Source organism: Parafrankia sp. BMG5.11, assembly GCF_004337455.1.
The window spans coordinates 1-13,726 of the sequence record NZ_SJXI01000091.1 but is presented as its reverse complement, the minus strand read 5'-3'; the positions used below and the strand labels follow the sequence as shown (position 1 = coordinate 13,726).

14 protein-coding genes and 2 pseudogenes are annotated in these 13,726 nt (G+C 70.6%); 9 read left to right on the top strand and 7 right to left on the bottom strand.

The window, feature by feature from the left end:
• Positions 1–3: 3 nt before the first annotated feature.
• Together E0504_RS42710 and E0504_RS42705 are read left to right on the top strand one after the other, a co-directional pair.
• On the top strand, positions 4–2,634 hold the full coding sequence (locus tag E0504_RS42710; protein ID WP_112105045.1) for an ABC transporter permease: 2,631 nt from the start codon (positions 4–6) through the stop codon (positions 2,632–2,634).
• Positions 2,635–2,786: 152 nt separating this feature from the next.
• Positions 2,787–3,275 (top strand): hypothetical protein, encoded by a 489-nt coding sequence (locus tag E0504_RS42705; RefSeq protein WP_131627215.1) that lies wholly within the window; start codon positions 2,787–2,789, stop codon positions 3,273–3,275.
• A gap of 360 nt (positions 3,276–3,635) precedes the next feature.
• On the opposite strand, the gene E0504_RS42700 is transcribed toward E0504_RS42705, so the two are convergent.
• A complete protein-coding gene (locus E0504_RS42700) occupies positions 3,636–4,211 on the bottom strand; it encodes a TetR/AcrR family transcriptional regulator (RefSeq protein WP_112105047.1) in 576 nt (191 codons plus the stop codon).
• Between the two features lie 98 nt (positions 4,212–4,309).
• Here E0504_RS42700 and E0504_RS42695 point away from each other — a divergent pair, with 98 nt between their 5' ends.
• Together E0504_RS42695 and E0504_RS42690 are read left to right on the top strand one after the other, a co-directional pair.
• The gene (locus E0504_RS42695; RefSeq protein ID WP_020461856.1) at positions 4,310–5,152 is read left to right on the top strand and encodes an SDR family oxidoreductase; all 843 of its coding nucleotides are present in this window, start codon (positions 4,310–4,312) and stop codon (positions 5,150–5,152) included.
• Positions 5,153–5,247: 95 nt separating this feature from the next.
• The gene (locus tag E0504_RS42690; RefSeq protein ID WP_131627213.1) at positions 5,248–5,556 is read left to right on the top strand and encodes a hypothetical protein; all 309 of its coding nucleotides are present in this window, start codon (positions 5,248–5,250) and stop codon (positions 5,554–5,556) included.
• A gap of 41 nt (positions 5,557–5,597) precedes the next feature.
• Here E0504_RS42690 and E0504_RS50900 read toward each other — a convergent pair whose 3' ends face one another.
• Entirely contained in the window at positions 5,598–5,774 is a 177-nt protein-coding gene (locus E0504_RS50900) for a hypothetical protein (RefSeq protein ID WP_165938793.1), read from the bottom strand.
• Between the two features lie 26 nt (positions 5,775–5,800).
• On the opposite strand from E0504_RS50900, the gene E0504_RS42685 reads away from it, so the two are divergent.
• The gene (locus tag E0504_RS42685; RefSeq protein ID WP_131627211.1) at positions 5,801–6,397 is read left to right on the top strand and encodes a DoxX family protein; all 597 of its coding nucleotides are present in this window, start codon (positions 5,801–5,803) and stop codon (positions 6,395–6,397) included.
• 270 nt (positions 6,398–6,667) lie between these two features.
• On the opposite strand, the gene E0504_RS50895 is transcribed toward E0504_RS42685, so the two are convergent.
• From E0504_RS50895 to E0504_RS42665, 3 genes and pseudogenes are all read right to left on the bottom strand, one after another.
• Positions 6,668–6,880 (bottom strand): hypothetical protein, encoded by a 213-nt coding sequence (locus E0504_RS50895; protein ID WP_071066777.1) that lies wholly within the window; start codon positions 6,878–6,880, stop codon positions 6,668–6,670.
• 693 nt (positions 6,881–7,573) lie between these two features.
• A pseudogene (locus E0504_RS52860) lies at positions 7,574–7,852 on the bottom strand (transposase); the annotation flags it as partial.
• Positions 7,853–8,081: 229 nt separating this feature from the next.
• Positions 8,082–9,059: a metallophosphoesterase gene (locus E0504_RS42665; RefSeq protein ID WP_112109048.1), complete on the bottom strand. Its 978-nt coding sequence runs from the start codon at positions 9,057–9,059 to the stop codon at positions 8,082–8,084.
• 570 nt (positions 9,060–9,629) lie between these two features.
• Between E0504_RS42665 and E0504_RS42655 the strand changes: the two genes are divergently transcribed.
• The 4 genes and pseudogenes from E0504_RS42655 to E0504_RS42640 all read left to right on the top strand — a co-directional run bounded on the left by E0504_RS42655 (position 9,630) and on the right by E0504_RS42640 (position 12,758).
• Positions 9,630–10,001 (top strand): GntR family transcriptional regulator, encoded by a 372-nt coding sequence (locus E0504_RS42655; protein ID WP_368672133.1) that lies wholly within the window; start codon positions 9,630–9,632, stop codon positions 9,999–10,001.
• A complete protein-coding gene (locus E0504_RS42650; RefSeq protein WP_112109046.1) occupies positions 9,998–10,876 on the top strand; it encodes an ATP-binding cassette domain-containing protein in 879 nt (292 codons plus the stop codon). Before E0504_RS42655 ends, E0504_RS42650 begins: the two co-directional genes overlap by 4 nt.
• Positions 10,876–11,571, top strand: coding sequence for a hypothetical protein (locus E0504_RS42645; RefSeq protein ID WP_112109047.1), 696 nt, complete (start codon positions 10,876–10,878; stop codon positions 11,569–11,571). Before E0504_RS42650 ends, E0504_RS42645 begins: the two co-directional genes overlap by 1 nt.
• A gap of 122 nt (positions 11,572–11,693) precedes the next feature.
• Positions 11,694–12,758, top strand: a pseudogene (locus E0504_RS42640) (integrase core domain-containing protein).
• Positions 12,759–12,933: 175 nt separating this feature from the next.
• Here E0504_RS42640 and E0504_RS42635 read toward each other — a convergent pair.
• The gene (locus E0504_RS42635) at positions 12,934–13,338 is read right to left on the bottom strand and encodes a type II toxin-antitoxin system VapC family toxin (protein WP_112109402.1); all 405 of its coding nucleotides are present in this window, start codon (positions 13,336–13,338) and stop codon (positions 12,934–12,936) included.
• Positions 13,339–13,347: 9 nt separating this feature from the next.
• Positions 13,348–13,545 carry a hypothetical protein gene (locus E0504_RS42630; protein ID WP_112109401.1) on the bottom strand — a complete coding sequence of 66 codons (198 nt, stop codon included), beginning with the start codon at positions 13,543–13,545 and terminating at the stop codon, positions 13,348–13,350.
• Positions 13,546–13,726: the final 181 nt, after the last annotated feature.

The window sequence follows — 13,726 nt, the reverse complement described above, 5'->3', positions numbered from 1 at the left end:
CCGATGGTGAACGGCGGCGGACGGCGCGGCGCGGTGCTCGGGGAGACACCCGGCGGTGACGGCCACGCCGCGACACCCGGCAACGGGAACAGCGGCCGTGGCGCGGCGCCCGGCAGCGGCCGGCGCGGCGCGGCATCCGGGGACGACGGCGGGCCGGTCCGGGGCGGCGCGGGGTCGGCGGGGCTGTGGCTGCGGTGGTCGTGGCGCGACCTGCGGGCGCGGCTGCTGCTGGTGGTGGCGCTCGCCGCCGTCATCGGCGAGGGAACCGGCCTGTACGCCGGCCTGACCAGCACGTCGCGGTGGCGCTACGAGTCCTACGACGCCAGCTTCGCCGGGCTGAACGTGCACGACCTGCGGATCAGCGTGGACGCGGGCGCCACGGTGCCGCGGGGGCGGCTGCGCGACGTCGTCGCGGCCCTGCCCGACCCGGCCGCCGTGGATGCGAGCGCCGAGCGCCTGATGTTCCCCACCGAGATCGAGGCGAGCCGACCAGGGCACAAGGAGGTGCTCGTCCGCGGCGAGGTCGTCGGCGTCGACCTGACCGCGCGCCCGCTCGTGGACGGGATCTCGGTCGCCGCCGGCCGCGCGCTCACCACGGCCGACCGGGGACGGCCCGTCGGCGTCCTGGACCACGGGTTCGCCCAGGCCAACGACCTGCCGGCGACGGGCACGGTACGGATCAGCGGGGACCGCGAGATCGGATACGTCGGCGAGGGGCAGTCCCCGGAGTACTTCGTGCTGCCCGGCGAGCAGCCCGGACTGATCACCCAGGCCGGCTTCGGCGTGCTCTACACCTCGCTGGAGACCGCGCAGAACCTCGCCGGCGAACCGGGAGCGGTCAACGACCTGGTCCTCACCGCGCGGCCCGGGACCGACGTCGCGGCCCTCCAGCGGCAGCTCACCGCGGCCGTCGCCGAGCGGCTCCCCGGGGTGAGCACCACGATCACCAACCGTGACGACATCGCGTCCCGGCAGATCATGTACGACTCGATCGAGAGCAACCAGGCGCTGTGGAACGCGCTCGCGCTGCTCGTCCTGGTCGGTGCCATGTTCGCTGCGTTCAACCTGGTGGGACGGGTGGTGGACGCGCAGCGCCGGGAGATCGGCATCGGCATGGCGCTCGGGGTGCCGTCCCGGATGCTGGCGTTGCGCCCGTTGCTGCTGGGGCTGCAGATCGGGATCCTCGGGGTCCTCGCGGGGCTGGCCACGGGGATGATCATCACTGCCGCGATGGGCGCGATGCTGCGCGACGTGTGGCCGCTGCCGGACTGGCGCACCGGCTTCCAGGTCGGGGTGTTCGCCCGCGCCGCGGCGGTCGGCCTGCTGCTGCCGCTGGTCGCGGCGGTCCACCCGGTGTGGCGGGCGGTGCGGGTCGAGCCGGTGCGGGCGATCCACGCGTCGGCCATCTCCGGCTCCACCCGCGCCCGCGCCCGCGGCCGCCCGCGGCGGCGGCGGCGCGGGTTCCCGCTGCCCGGGGGGAGCCTGGCCCGGATGCCGGCGCGCAACCTGGCACGCGCCCCGCGGCGGATGCTGCTCACCGCCCTGGGAATCGCCGCGGCGATCACGGCACAGGTCGTGTTCACCGGCCAGCTCGACACCTTCACCCGGACGACCGACGCCGCCGAGACCGAGCTGACGTCCACCAGCCCCGACCGGCTGCGGGTGACGCTGCCGTCGGTGCAGCCCGTCACCTCGCCCACCGTCACCGCGGTCACCGACTCACCGGCGGTCCGCGGCTCCGACGCCACGCTCGCCCTGCCCACCAGGCTGCTGGGCCCGCCCGGTTCGGCACCGCACGAACCGATCGACACCCTGACCTACATCCTGGACGTCGACAACCGCATCTGGTCACCCTCGATCACCGAGGGCAGTGCGACGGGCGGCCTGCTGCTCGCCGCCAAGGCCGCCCACGACCTGGGCGTGGGCGTCGGCGGGACGGTCCTGCTACGCCATCCGCGCCGGGCCGGCGACGGCTACCAGACGGTCGACACCCCGCTGCGCGTCGCCGGCATCCACAGCTTCCCGGTCCGCTCGGTGGCCTTCCTCGACGCCGCCGACGCCGGCTCGTTCGGCCTCGCCGGCCTGACGAACGTGCTGACCGTCCTGCCCGCGCCCGGCTACGACCAGCTCGACGCGATGCGCACGCTCGCGGCCGTCCCCGGGGTCGGCTCCGTCGTCCCGGCGACGGGGAGCATCGAGGAGATCCGTGCGCTGCTACGCACGTTCGTCGGCATCCTGCGGATTGCCGAGATCGCGGTGCTCCTGCTCGCCCTGCTGATCGCCTACAACGCGATGAGCATCGCGATGGACGAGCGTCGCCGGGAGCAGGCGACGATGCTCGCCTTCGGGCTGGCCCCGCGCCGGGTGCTGGCGCTCGCCGTCGCCGAGAGCGCGCTGATCGGCCTGCTCGGCACGGTGATCGGCCTGGTAGCCGGCTACTGGACGCTGCGCTGGACCGTCGAGGTCCTGCTCGCCGACACCCTGCCCGACCTGGGCATCCGGGCCGTGCTGTCGGTTCCCACCCTGCTGACCACACTGCTGCTGGGAGTCTTCGCGGTCGCCGTCGCCCCGCTGCTGTCCGCCCGGCGGGTACGCCGGATGGACGTCCCGTCCACCCTGCGAGTGATCGAGTAGGACGCCACTCGGCCCCCACTCCCCGGACAGCGCCCCGCGGCCCGCCGCGGAATGAGCGGAATGATCACCGGCTCCCGGCCGTCGGAACCGCCCGGTGAGTTTGAGTATTCGCGCTCAGGCCGTCCCGGGGGCTGATGGGAAGACTGGCTCTCATGCCCACCTCGCCGCCGCCGCGGACGCCGACCTCCACTCTCACGCGAGCCCTCCACGGTGGGGCCGCCATCCTTCTGATCGCGGCCGTGCCGGTCGCGGTCGTGGGACTGCTGGGACAGGACGACTACCGGGGCGTCCCGCGGTCGGAACTCGACTACGCCGTCCGGCCGCTGGACATCCCGGCCGGGTGGATGACGACCATCGGCGTTATCGCTCTGCTCCTGGCGGCAGCCGCCGCGGCGCTCCTGCTGCACGGGGGCCGCCGCGGCGCCACCGACCGGCGCCGGTGGCAGGTGGTGTGTCCGCTCGTCGGAGTCGGCGTGATCCTCGGCTTCGGGTACCACGTCGCGACCGCCGGAGTGATCGGCGCCAACATCGGGTTCGGACTCGTCGTCTTCTTCGGCGTGCCTCTGGTGGTCGTGCTGCTGGTGCTCGCGGCGGCCCGGGAATGGGCGCTGCACGCCGGGGCCGGGCGCCGCGCCCCCTGAAGCGCCGGCCCGCGTCCTCGAACCCGATCAGGCGGGAAGCGTTCGATTCCAGAGAAGACCAAAAACGGTTCAGTCGGGAGGTGCGCCGCCTGGCAGTGTGATCTCGCAGATGAGACCGTCCGAGTCCAGTTTCAGGCGCTGGGTCGCGGTGATCGGGTGGCCGGCTATCCGGGCACCTCAGTGCCCCAGACCGGAGACCGGGAACAGCTCGGTGATTCCTTGCAGGAGTCGATGACGCCCGCTTGAAGATATGTCAGCTGATGACGGGGCCACCGGCGAAGAAGTTCACGCGCTAACTTCCGAAGGCCAAAACGGCGGACTACGGCACCGTTCTGCTGCTCATGGGATGATGGGTTCAGATCAGGCAACCCCGGCGAGCACCAGGCGCACGACCATGTCGGCGTCGTCCGCCGTCGGCGGTGCCTGCCTGCTGAGGACGCGATAAAGCAGGGAGCCGATCAGCACGCCGGCGATCGTCGGGACCGGCACCTGCGACCCGAGCTGACCCGCCGCGCGGGCACTCTCCAGGCGGTCGCGCAGGAGCTGCTCGTGGGGTCCGGTGAAGCGCTCGTAGAGGACATCGGCGACGGCGCGGTCCTCGGCCGTGGCCGCCGTGAGGGCGAGGATGAGGCTCGTGCCCACACCGGAGGCCAGATGCGTGGTCCAGGCCCGCAGCCAGGCGCGCAGATCGGTCTCGATGTCTCCCGTGTCGGGCAGGGGGACGAACGGTGGCGCCAGCCCGCCCTCGAGCACCGCATCGGCGACGACGGCGCCCTTCGACCCCCACCAGCGATAGATCGTCTGCTTTCCGACGCCGGCCTGGGCGGCGACGGCGTCGATCGTCAACCGTTCGTAACCGCGTTCGAGCAGCAGGCCGCGGGCCGCGTCGAGGATCGCCCGCCGCGAGCTCTCACTGCGCCGGCGCCCGCCCGTCATCCACGTGAGTCTAGGAGCGCGACCCGGTCGGGACTGCGAGCGTATAGTCCCTGATCCGAGACCGATCGTCTCGGAATTAGACGTTGGGAGCTTGAGGCATGCCGAACGAGGTACTGGTGGTCATCGGCACGGGCGGCATGGGTGTCGCCGTAACCCGCCGGGTCGGTACGGGCAAGACGGTACTGCTGGCCGACTACAACGAGACGGCGCTGAACGCCGTCACCGAGAACCTCCGCGACGAGGGCCAGCAGGTGACGGCCCAGGTCGTGGACGTGTCGTCCCGGGAGTCCGTGTACGCGCTCGCGCGGGCCGCCGCGGCCCTCGGCCCGGTGCGGCACGTGGTCCACACCGCGGGGCTGTCCCCCACGCAGGCGCCGGTCGACGCGATCCTGAAGGTCGACCTGCTCGGTACCGCGCTGGTGCTCGACGCGTTCGCCGAGGTCGTCACCGTGGGCGGCGCCGGCGTGGTCATCTCGAGCATGTCCGGCTACCTCGCTCCCCCGCCAGCCCGCGAGATCGAGGCTCAGCTGGCCAACACCGCCACCGAGGAGCTGCTGAACCTGCCGTTCACGGCGGTAGACGCGTTCCCGAGCGCGGGTTACGCCTACTCCTTCGCCAAGCGGGCCAACCAGCTGCGGGTGCGTTCGGCCAGCAACGCGTGGGGCGCACGAGGCGCCCGGGTCAACTCGATCAGTCCTGGCGTCATCTCGACGAAGATGGGACAGCAGGAGCTCGCGAGCGAGTCCGGCGCTGGTATGCGCGCCATGGTGGCGGCGTCCGGCACCGGCCGGCTCGGCTCGGCGGACGACATCGCCGCCGCCGTTGACTTCCTCCTGTCGGACAACGCTTCGTTCATCACCGGAATCGACCTGCTCGTCGACGGAGGCGCGGTCGCCGCCGTCTCGACGGGCCGGGTCGACCTGTTCGCCGCGAGGAGCTGAGAGGTCACCCATCCCGGTCACCACGCTCGACCCGAACGCCATGCGCATCGTCGTCGACCTGTCGAAGGGGGCGACGACTTACGAGTTCCCCCGCCTTGGACGTGACGACCGGGCAGTGGGTACCCCTGCCCGGCCCCGCCGTACTGAGGTCGGCCCTCTGCCCGACCTCAGTGGTGGCCCTGCGCGAACCGGCCGCCGCGGTTGCGGTGGCGCTCCCGTCCTGCGCCGGCGTACCGACACAGGTGTTGGACGAGACCGCTGGCACATGGACCCCGCTGCCGTCCTGGGGTACCGGTCTGGCCGGCGTGGCCGGGACAGGCGAGGATCTTCTCGTGCTCTGGAACCCCGCCGGACGGTCGACTCCCGGCGCGACGGCGAGTCTGCGGGTGCTCTCGCCGTCCTGACGGCAAACCGGCGGTCCTCCGGGGCGTCGTCGGGCGCACCCTCAGCGACGGCCGGACCGGACTGCCGCCGCGTCGCCGTGACGCCGCAGCCGTCGGGCGAGCTGTATGCCGGACTTCGCCCATTGTTCCCGCTCGATCGCAAGCACCAGCACATCATGGGCGTGCTGGTACCGGCCCGGCACCGTGGGCAGAACCCCTAGCAACCAGAACATCACCATGTGTGCCTCCGAATCGAGGTCTCGACATGAAACTTCTCGAGCGGCACCGGACGCCCCACCGCCCACCACCCGCCACCCCAGCTCTACCCGCCACCCCAGCCCCACCCGACGCGTCCCGCCCCGTCGCGCGTCCCGTGGCCGTGTCCGCCGGCGACCTCGGGCTGCTGCTCCTACGGATGACCTTCGGCCTGCTGCTCGCCGGGCACGGCGCGCAGAAGCTCTTCGGCCTGTTCGGCGGCGAGGGCCTCACCGCGACCGGCAGCGGGTTCACCCAGCTTGGTTACCACCCCGGCACCTTCTTCGCCGGGCTGGCCGGCGCAGGCGAACTCCTCGGCGGCCTCGGCCTGGCCGCGGGCCTGCTGACTCCGTTGGCGGCCGCGGCCGTGATCGGCGTGATGATCAATGCGATGATCGTGACCGTGCCGCGGGGACTGTGGGCAACCGACGGCGGCATGGAGTATCCGCTGTGTATCGCGGTGGTCGCGACCGCGGTAGCGGCGATCGGCGCGGGGCGGCTCGCACTCGACCGCCTCTTCCGGCGGCGCGACGGTGGGCTGCCCGAGATGGCGTTCGCCGTCGGGCTCGGCAGCCTCGGTGCCGCCGTCGTCCTGGCAGTCAGCTGACATCCCCGGCCAGCGTGGCCAGAGGTCGGGCCAGGCCAGGCGGGCCAGACCAGGCGGCCGATTCCGCCTCCTCGGCTGTGCCGCCTGGCGTCCGTTCACGTTTTCCCGGCGGCGCCGTCCGACGTCCGTTTCCGTCGCCCCGGCGGTGCCGATCGGCGTCCGCCTTACCGGCGCCGACCGCTGTGCGAGTGGAGTCCACACACGTGGCGTACGGATCGTGATCGTCCAGCGACTCGCCGGAGTGGCGGTCCGTGACGTAGAGCGACCACCTCAGTTGTTCGTCGTCGTCGCTTCGTCCGATCCGCCGCTGGTGGCGACGTCCGAATGATTCGGCGGCTGGTCGGCCCCGGTCTCGGCGGCTCGGCCCAGTTCGGCGCGCAACAGGGCGGCGTTGGCGAAGATTGTCAGCGCACACCAGAGCCGTCGGGGACAGGCCAGCGGTCCGGTGATCTCGGCGAGAGTCACGATCTCCTCCGCCGACATCGCCCTGGCCTCCGATGACCCCCGCGCCGTCCAGCAGGTCATCACGCTGTCGCGCGCCAGCTACCGCAAGATGATCCAGAACCTCGCATTCTCCCGAACCCGACACAAGCCCGCGTGGCGAACTCGCAGATCATCGGTCAGTGTGCGTCCCAGACAGGGAAAATTTTACTCTGTCCGTGCACCGCACAACCCGCAGCCTGGACCATCGGTACGGTGAAACCGCAGGTAGGACAGAGGAAGAGTGGGCAGAACCGCACACAATGCGAACCGCCACCCCACCATCCCCGGCCCCACAATTTCCATCCCCAACCGCGAGAACAGGTCATCTACCAGCGGAAACGCGCAGCCACGCCGCCGCACGTCCGTAGACGGCACGCGGGCCCCGACCCCAGAATGACACCGGTGGTCGGGACCAGTAGGCCATGGCCCCGACCAGCAGCCCGGGCCACGGCGGCCTGCCCGAAAACGGGCAGCACCTCACACTTCAACACTCACCGACCCCACCGCTTCCTCAGCCAGCACCCACCCGACTTGCCCCCTGCAGTCGCCCCGCCCCTGGGTCCGCCGTCCGGCGCACCCGCATCCTCGGCGGCATGATCAACGAGTACCGCAACGCGGCCTGACGACCCCCGCAGACGATCACCTCGGCCGCAAAAGACCAGCTCACAGGCCGAAACCCGAATTTTGGAGCCCCGCAAGGTCCACCTCACCCCGCTTCGCGGCCTCGGCGATCAGGCCCTCCAGCAGGGCTTCGAGGACGCCGGCATTCCTCCACTGCCAGAAGCGGTTGTAGACGGTCAGTCAGGCACCGAACTCCCTCGGTATCTCCCGCCACTGCCCGCCCGTCCTGAACCGCCAGACCACGCCCTCGAACTGCAGCCGCAACCGCTCGGGATACGGGCCCTACCTGCCGATCGGCAGGTAGGGCCCGATGAACTCCCACTCCTCGTCCCTCAGTTGCACCCGCGTCATACACGACGATCTACCGGATCAGGCCCCGCCACGAGAGCGAATCCCACCAACAGATCAAGGACTAGCCCCCCGTCAACTATCAGCCGGAACCGAAACGTCAAGAATCAGCTGGGACTGGACAACGGGCCTGGGACCGCGCTGCACGGCCTATCGTGTCGGCGGGTGGACAGCTGATGGATCTGGATCCGGTTGTCCGTTCTTCACCAGCTCGTCCGTTCCCGCTGCCCGGTCAGCTCGCGGGGACCGTTCTCGGTTCCCAGGAGAAGACGCCCGGAGCGGTGGGGTCGACGGTCACCCGCAGCCAGGTGGCGGCGGTGGACCCGAAGGTCTCCAGCCGGGTCAGGTTGGCGACGCCGGCGTACGCCGGCTCCACCTCGTAGACGTGCTCGTCGCCGTGCACCAGGAGGACCGGCTTACCGTAGGCGCGGGTCTGGTCGACGATGCGCTGCCGGATCTCGGCGAAGCCGGGGGTGTCGAGCGGTTCGGCCTGCATCAGGAGCAGCACGCCCGCCGCCCGGGTGCGGTCGGCGGTCTCGAAGGCTCCGTCGATCCAGTCCAGCGCGGCGGCCTTGCGGGCCTCGAACTCGGCCAGCCGAACGGTGGGCTGGTCGCCGCCGGGCAGCTGGGCCCACGGTTCCAGATCGTTCTCGCTGCCGACGACGTGCACCGCCGCGAAGACGACCCGGCCCTCCGTGAAGCGCACGTTCTCGACGTAGGCCGGGTGGGCGGCGTCACGGGCCTGGGTGAACACCGGCATCGGGTGCTGTCCGAGCGTCTTGCCCGGGTCCGGGAAGAAGACCTCGCGCACCGCCTCCAGCCGCTCGGTCGGAAGGTAGCCGCCCGCGGCGGTGCGGTGGCAGTCGGTCCACTCGTTGTCCCCGGGCGTCAGGACGAACGGGTCGTCGAACGTGCCGAACAGCGCGGCCAGGTCGGCGAAGCGGGCGTCGTCGCAGGTCGAGGAGCCGTTCTTGACGTCGCCGGCGTGCAGCACCAGGCGCACGTCCGGGTCTGTGTCGATCGTGTCGACGAGGGCCGGGAAGGCCGCCCGCTGGTCGTCCCCGTAGGGCGTGTCGCCGAGCAGTGCAAAGGTGAAGCCGGGGCCGGTGGGGCCGCTGCCGGGACCAGCGGCCTGTCCGGCACCAGCCGGGAGCAGCCCGGCGGCGAGGGCCGACCCGACGGCGAGGGAAGCCAACATCTTTCGTCGCATGCCGCGACTCTTCACCGCCACGACCACCCGCCGATGACAGCGGTCTTTCCGCCGAGCGACCGCTCGTCAACCAGTCCGGAATGGCCGCGACCATGCGGTTGCTGAGCGCATAGGCGGCGCATAGGTGGTAGATCGGTAGCGTCTCCCAGCCGCGCGTTGTCGGCATCGACGACAGCGCGACGTTGCCCCAGTCGACATCCCACCGCGGGATGCGCTTCAAGATCTCCTCGAGGCTTCCGTCGGATGTCTCACCTGCCGCAAGCCTCACCTCACCTGCCAGCCGCTTAGGTGGCTCTTCAGCAGCCTCATGCGTAGCCGGCGGTCCAGACCCGGTCCGGTGCCGGTGCGGTGAAGTCCCGTCCGGCCAGGTCCGGCGGCAGGTGCGCGTCCCGGTCCCGGCGGGTCAGGCTGACCCTGCGGCGGCGGTGAACACCCTGTAGGCCAGCCTGCCCCAAAGAGCCCAGGCGTGAACAGGAACGGGTCACCTTCAGTCCGGACGGGCTTGACAACGCCCGCCCGAGCCTCCACGGTTAGTTACATGAGTAATGGACCGACGAACCGCGGCGCGCGGTGGTCGGCGTGAAGGACGACGGACGGCCGCTGTTCCTCCAGATCGCCGAGCAGATCGAGAACTCGATCGTCGACGGGAGCCTGGCCGCGGACACGCAGGTGCCCTCCACCAACGAGCTCGCGGCCTTCCACCGGATCAACCCGGCGACCGCGGCCAAGGGCATCAACCAGCTCGTCGCCGACGGGATCCTCTACAAGAGACGAGGCATCGGCATGTTCGTCGCCACGGATGCCCGCGCGCAGCTGCTGGAGCGGCGGCGCGGGGACTTCACGCGGCAGTTCCTCGCCCCGCTGATGGCGGAGGCGGGCAAACTCGGCATGGACGCCGAGGAGATCAAGAAGCTGATCGACGTCTGGGAGCCCGAACGATGAACGTCGTGCGGATGGCCGGGGTGACCAAGCGCTACGGCGACGTCGCCGCGCTCGACGGCGTGAGCCTGGAGCTGGCCGAGAACACGATCCACGGTCTGCTGGGCCGCAACGGGGCCGGGAAGACAACGGTGATGCGGATCCTCACCGGGCAGGCGTTCGAGACCGGCGGGGAGGTGGAGGTCTTCGGGCAGCACCCGTACGAGAACGCCGACGTGCTCTCGCGGGTGTGTTTCATCAGGGAGAGCCAGCACTACCCGGACAAGTTCCGGGTCAGGCACGCGCTGCGGGCCGCCGAACTGCTTTACCCCCACTGGGATCCGGCGTTCGCCGCGGCACTGCTGGCGGACTTCGCGGTACCGGTCGACCGGCTGCTCCGCAAGCTCTCGCGCGGGCAGCTGTCCGCGGTCGGGGTGATCATCGGGCTGGCTTCGCGGGCCCCGCTGACCCTGTTCGACGAGCCCTACCTCGGCCTCGACGCCGTCGCGCGGCAGCTGTTCTACGACCGGCTGCTGGCCGACTACGCCGAGCACCCGCGCACGGTCGTGCTCTCCACACACCTGATCGACGAGGTCAGCGACCTGATCGAGCACGTCGTGCTGCTGGACGCGGGCCGAGTGCTCATCGACGCCGAGGCCGAGACGCTGCGCGGCGAAACCGTCGCGGTCACCGGCCCCGCCGGCGCCGTCGAGCGCTTCGTCGCCGGCTACGACGAGCTGCACCGGGAGCAGGTCGGCGGCTCCCTGCGCGTCACCCTCGCCGGCGCCGGGAACCGGCTCGAACCCGGGCTGGACTTCGAGCCGGTCTCGTTGCAGCAGCTCGTCGTCCGCACCACCCAACGCAACCGCCGGCCGGTCGCCGCCGGGAAGGAGTCCTGATGCCCCGCGTGCTCGACGTCGTCCGGATCCAGCTCGTCCACTGGCCCGCGCTGCTGGGCTACCCGCTGCTCGCGCTGGCCGCGATGCCGCTGCTGGGCTGGGGCATCGACGTCTCGAACGGCGAAACCGCGCGCGGCGCACACGAGATCTACCTGCTGCCGATGCTGTTGGGCGCGATCGCCTCCGCGCACCTGCAGACGATGACGCAGGTGTTCCCCTTCACACTGGGGCTCGGCGTCACCCGCCGGGCGTTCGCCGCGGCCACCGCACTGGTCGTCCTCGGCCAGGCGCTGCTCCTCGGGCTCGGGCTGGTGGCGTTCGACATCGTCGAGCGGCTGACCGGCGGCTGGGGACGGGAGACGCGGATCTTCGGGCTGGACGTGCTGGGCCACGGCAACCCGCTCGCGCTGTGGCTTGTCTACAGTGGACCGCTGGTCGCGGTGTCCGCGATCGGGGTGCTGGCGGGGGTGGTGTTCCAGCGCTGGCGTCATACCGGGATCTACCTCACCATTTTCGGCAGCGTCGTGCTGCTCGTCGCGATGGGTGCCCTGGCGAAGACGCAGAACTGGTGGCCCTCGATCGGGAGCTTCCTCGGTGGCCAGCCCTCGCTCACGCTGTTCACCGCGTATCCGCTGGTGTTCGCGCTGGCGCTCGGCGGCGCGGCGTGGCTGGTGCTGCGGCGCGCGACCGCCTGAGCGGGTCACCGCCAAGTCCCGGGACTTGGCGGTGACCCTGTGGGGCTCCAGAACCCCGATTCGGGCGGTGACCTGCGCGTTTACCCGCCGGACAGGGCCCGCCTCGGGCAGGCTGGATGGTCATGGTGTGGTCGCTGCTCTACGCCCTGACACGCAACGCTCTCGGACTGATGTTGCTCCGCGTGCGTGGCGACACCGCGAAAGACGTGGAGCTCCTCGTCCTACGGCACCAGGTGGCGGTGCTGCGACGACAGGTCCATCGCCCGGCGCTGGAACCGGCGGATCGGCTGATCCTCGCAGCCCTGTCCCGGCTGTTACCCCGGGCTTGCTAGGGTTCGTTCTTCGTCACCCCGGCCACCGTGCTGCGGTGGCACCGGGAACTCCTCGCACGAAAATGGACCTACCCTCGCAAGACCCCTGGGCGGCCCCCGATCCACCGGGAGATCCGCGATCTGGTCCTGCGCCTCGCCCAGGAGAACCCGACCTGGGGCCACCGCCGGATCCAAGGAGAACTGATCGGGCTGGGCTACCCGGTCGGAGTCGCCACCGTCTGGCGGATCCCGCACCGCGCCGGCATCGACCCCGCACCCCGCCGGGCCGACACCTCCTGGCGCACCTTCCTGTCCGCCCAGGCCTCCAGCCTGCTGGCCTGCGACTTCTTCACCGTGGACACCGTGTTCCTGCAACGGATCTACGTGTTCTTCGTCGTCGAACACGCCACCCGCCACGTCCATGTTCTCGGGGTCACCAAGCATCCGACCTCGGCCTGGGTCACCCAACGGGCACGAAACCTGCTGATGGACCTCGAGGAGCGTAGCCACCGGTTCCGGTTCCTCATCCGTGACCGCGACACGAAATTCACGGCTTCCGTCGACGCCGTCTTCACCGCAGCCGGCATCGACGTGATGCACACACCACCACAGTCTCCGAAAGCGAACGCGATCACGGAACGCTGGGTCGGCACCGCCCGCCGCGAATGCACCGACAGACTGCTGATCGTCTCCGAACAGCACCTGACGTCGGTCCTCGCCACGTACGCCGAGCACTTCAACACCCACCGACCCCACCGCTCCCTCGGCCAGCACCCACCCGACCCGCCACCCGCCGTCGCCCCGACCTCGGCCTCCACCGTCCGTCGCACACGCGTCCTCGACGGGCTGATCAACGAATACCGCAACGCCGCCTGACGACCCCCGCAGACGATCACCCGAGCTACAAAAGAGCAGCTCACAGGCCGCACCTGGATTTTGGAGCCCCACACGCTCGGTGCTGACGTCGGCGACTGGGCCGTCGGTCGAACGTACCGTCCACAGACACGCCTGACTCCGCCATAGTCCCGTACGTGTAGGTGGCGAGCGGCGGTTACTCCTCGCCGAGAATCCGTAGACCGTGATGATCCCTGAAGTACATGTAGTCCTTCAGGTTCAAGGTGGCGAGCGGCAGATTGTGGGTGAGGCAGCAGGCCGCGATCCACATGTCGTTGACCGGGCGGGGCTGTCCGGCCCGGGTGGCGGCCGCGGAGAGTTTGCCCCAGGTGGCGGCGACTGCTTCGTCGCCGGGCAGCACAGGGATTCCGGAGAGCCAGTCGGCGAGTTCCTGACGTCGGCGACTGCCCCAGTCTCGCAGGTCGGTCCACTTGGTGAGCTCACCGAAGGTCACGAACGTGATCAGTGGCCGTCGGCCGATCAGGCGGGTTGCCACGGGCCCGCTGAGTCTGCGCTTGTGACTCAGGGAGGCGACGTCGGTGTCAAGGACGACAGGCTGCACGGCGGCGGCTCAGGCGACGTCGCGACGACGCTCGGCGTAGGTGAACGCGAGGAACTCGTCGAGCTCCTCGTCGGAATCGAAGGTGTCGGCGGCCAGGTCGTCGAGGGACCGGATGGGTTGTGTACCTCTCGCGGCCAGGAGCTCCTCGACGGTGACCGCAGGGCGCAGCGGCGGGTACAGCGGATGGCCGATCTCTGGAGTGCTCATGGACGAGGGCCTCCTCGCTGGTGTCTCCGGCTGGCTGCGAACTAGGGCCAGCATACGGCGCGGTGTGCAGGTCGCGACCCGTGAGCGGCTGTAGCCCGAAGAAACCGTCGCCTTGTCGCACACCGGCAGACATCGGACCTCCGGCATCTTCGAGCATTCAGAGCGTGTCTCAGGTGGGGTG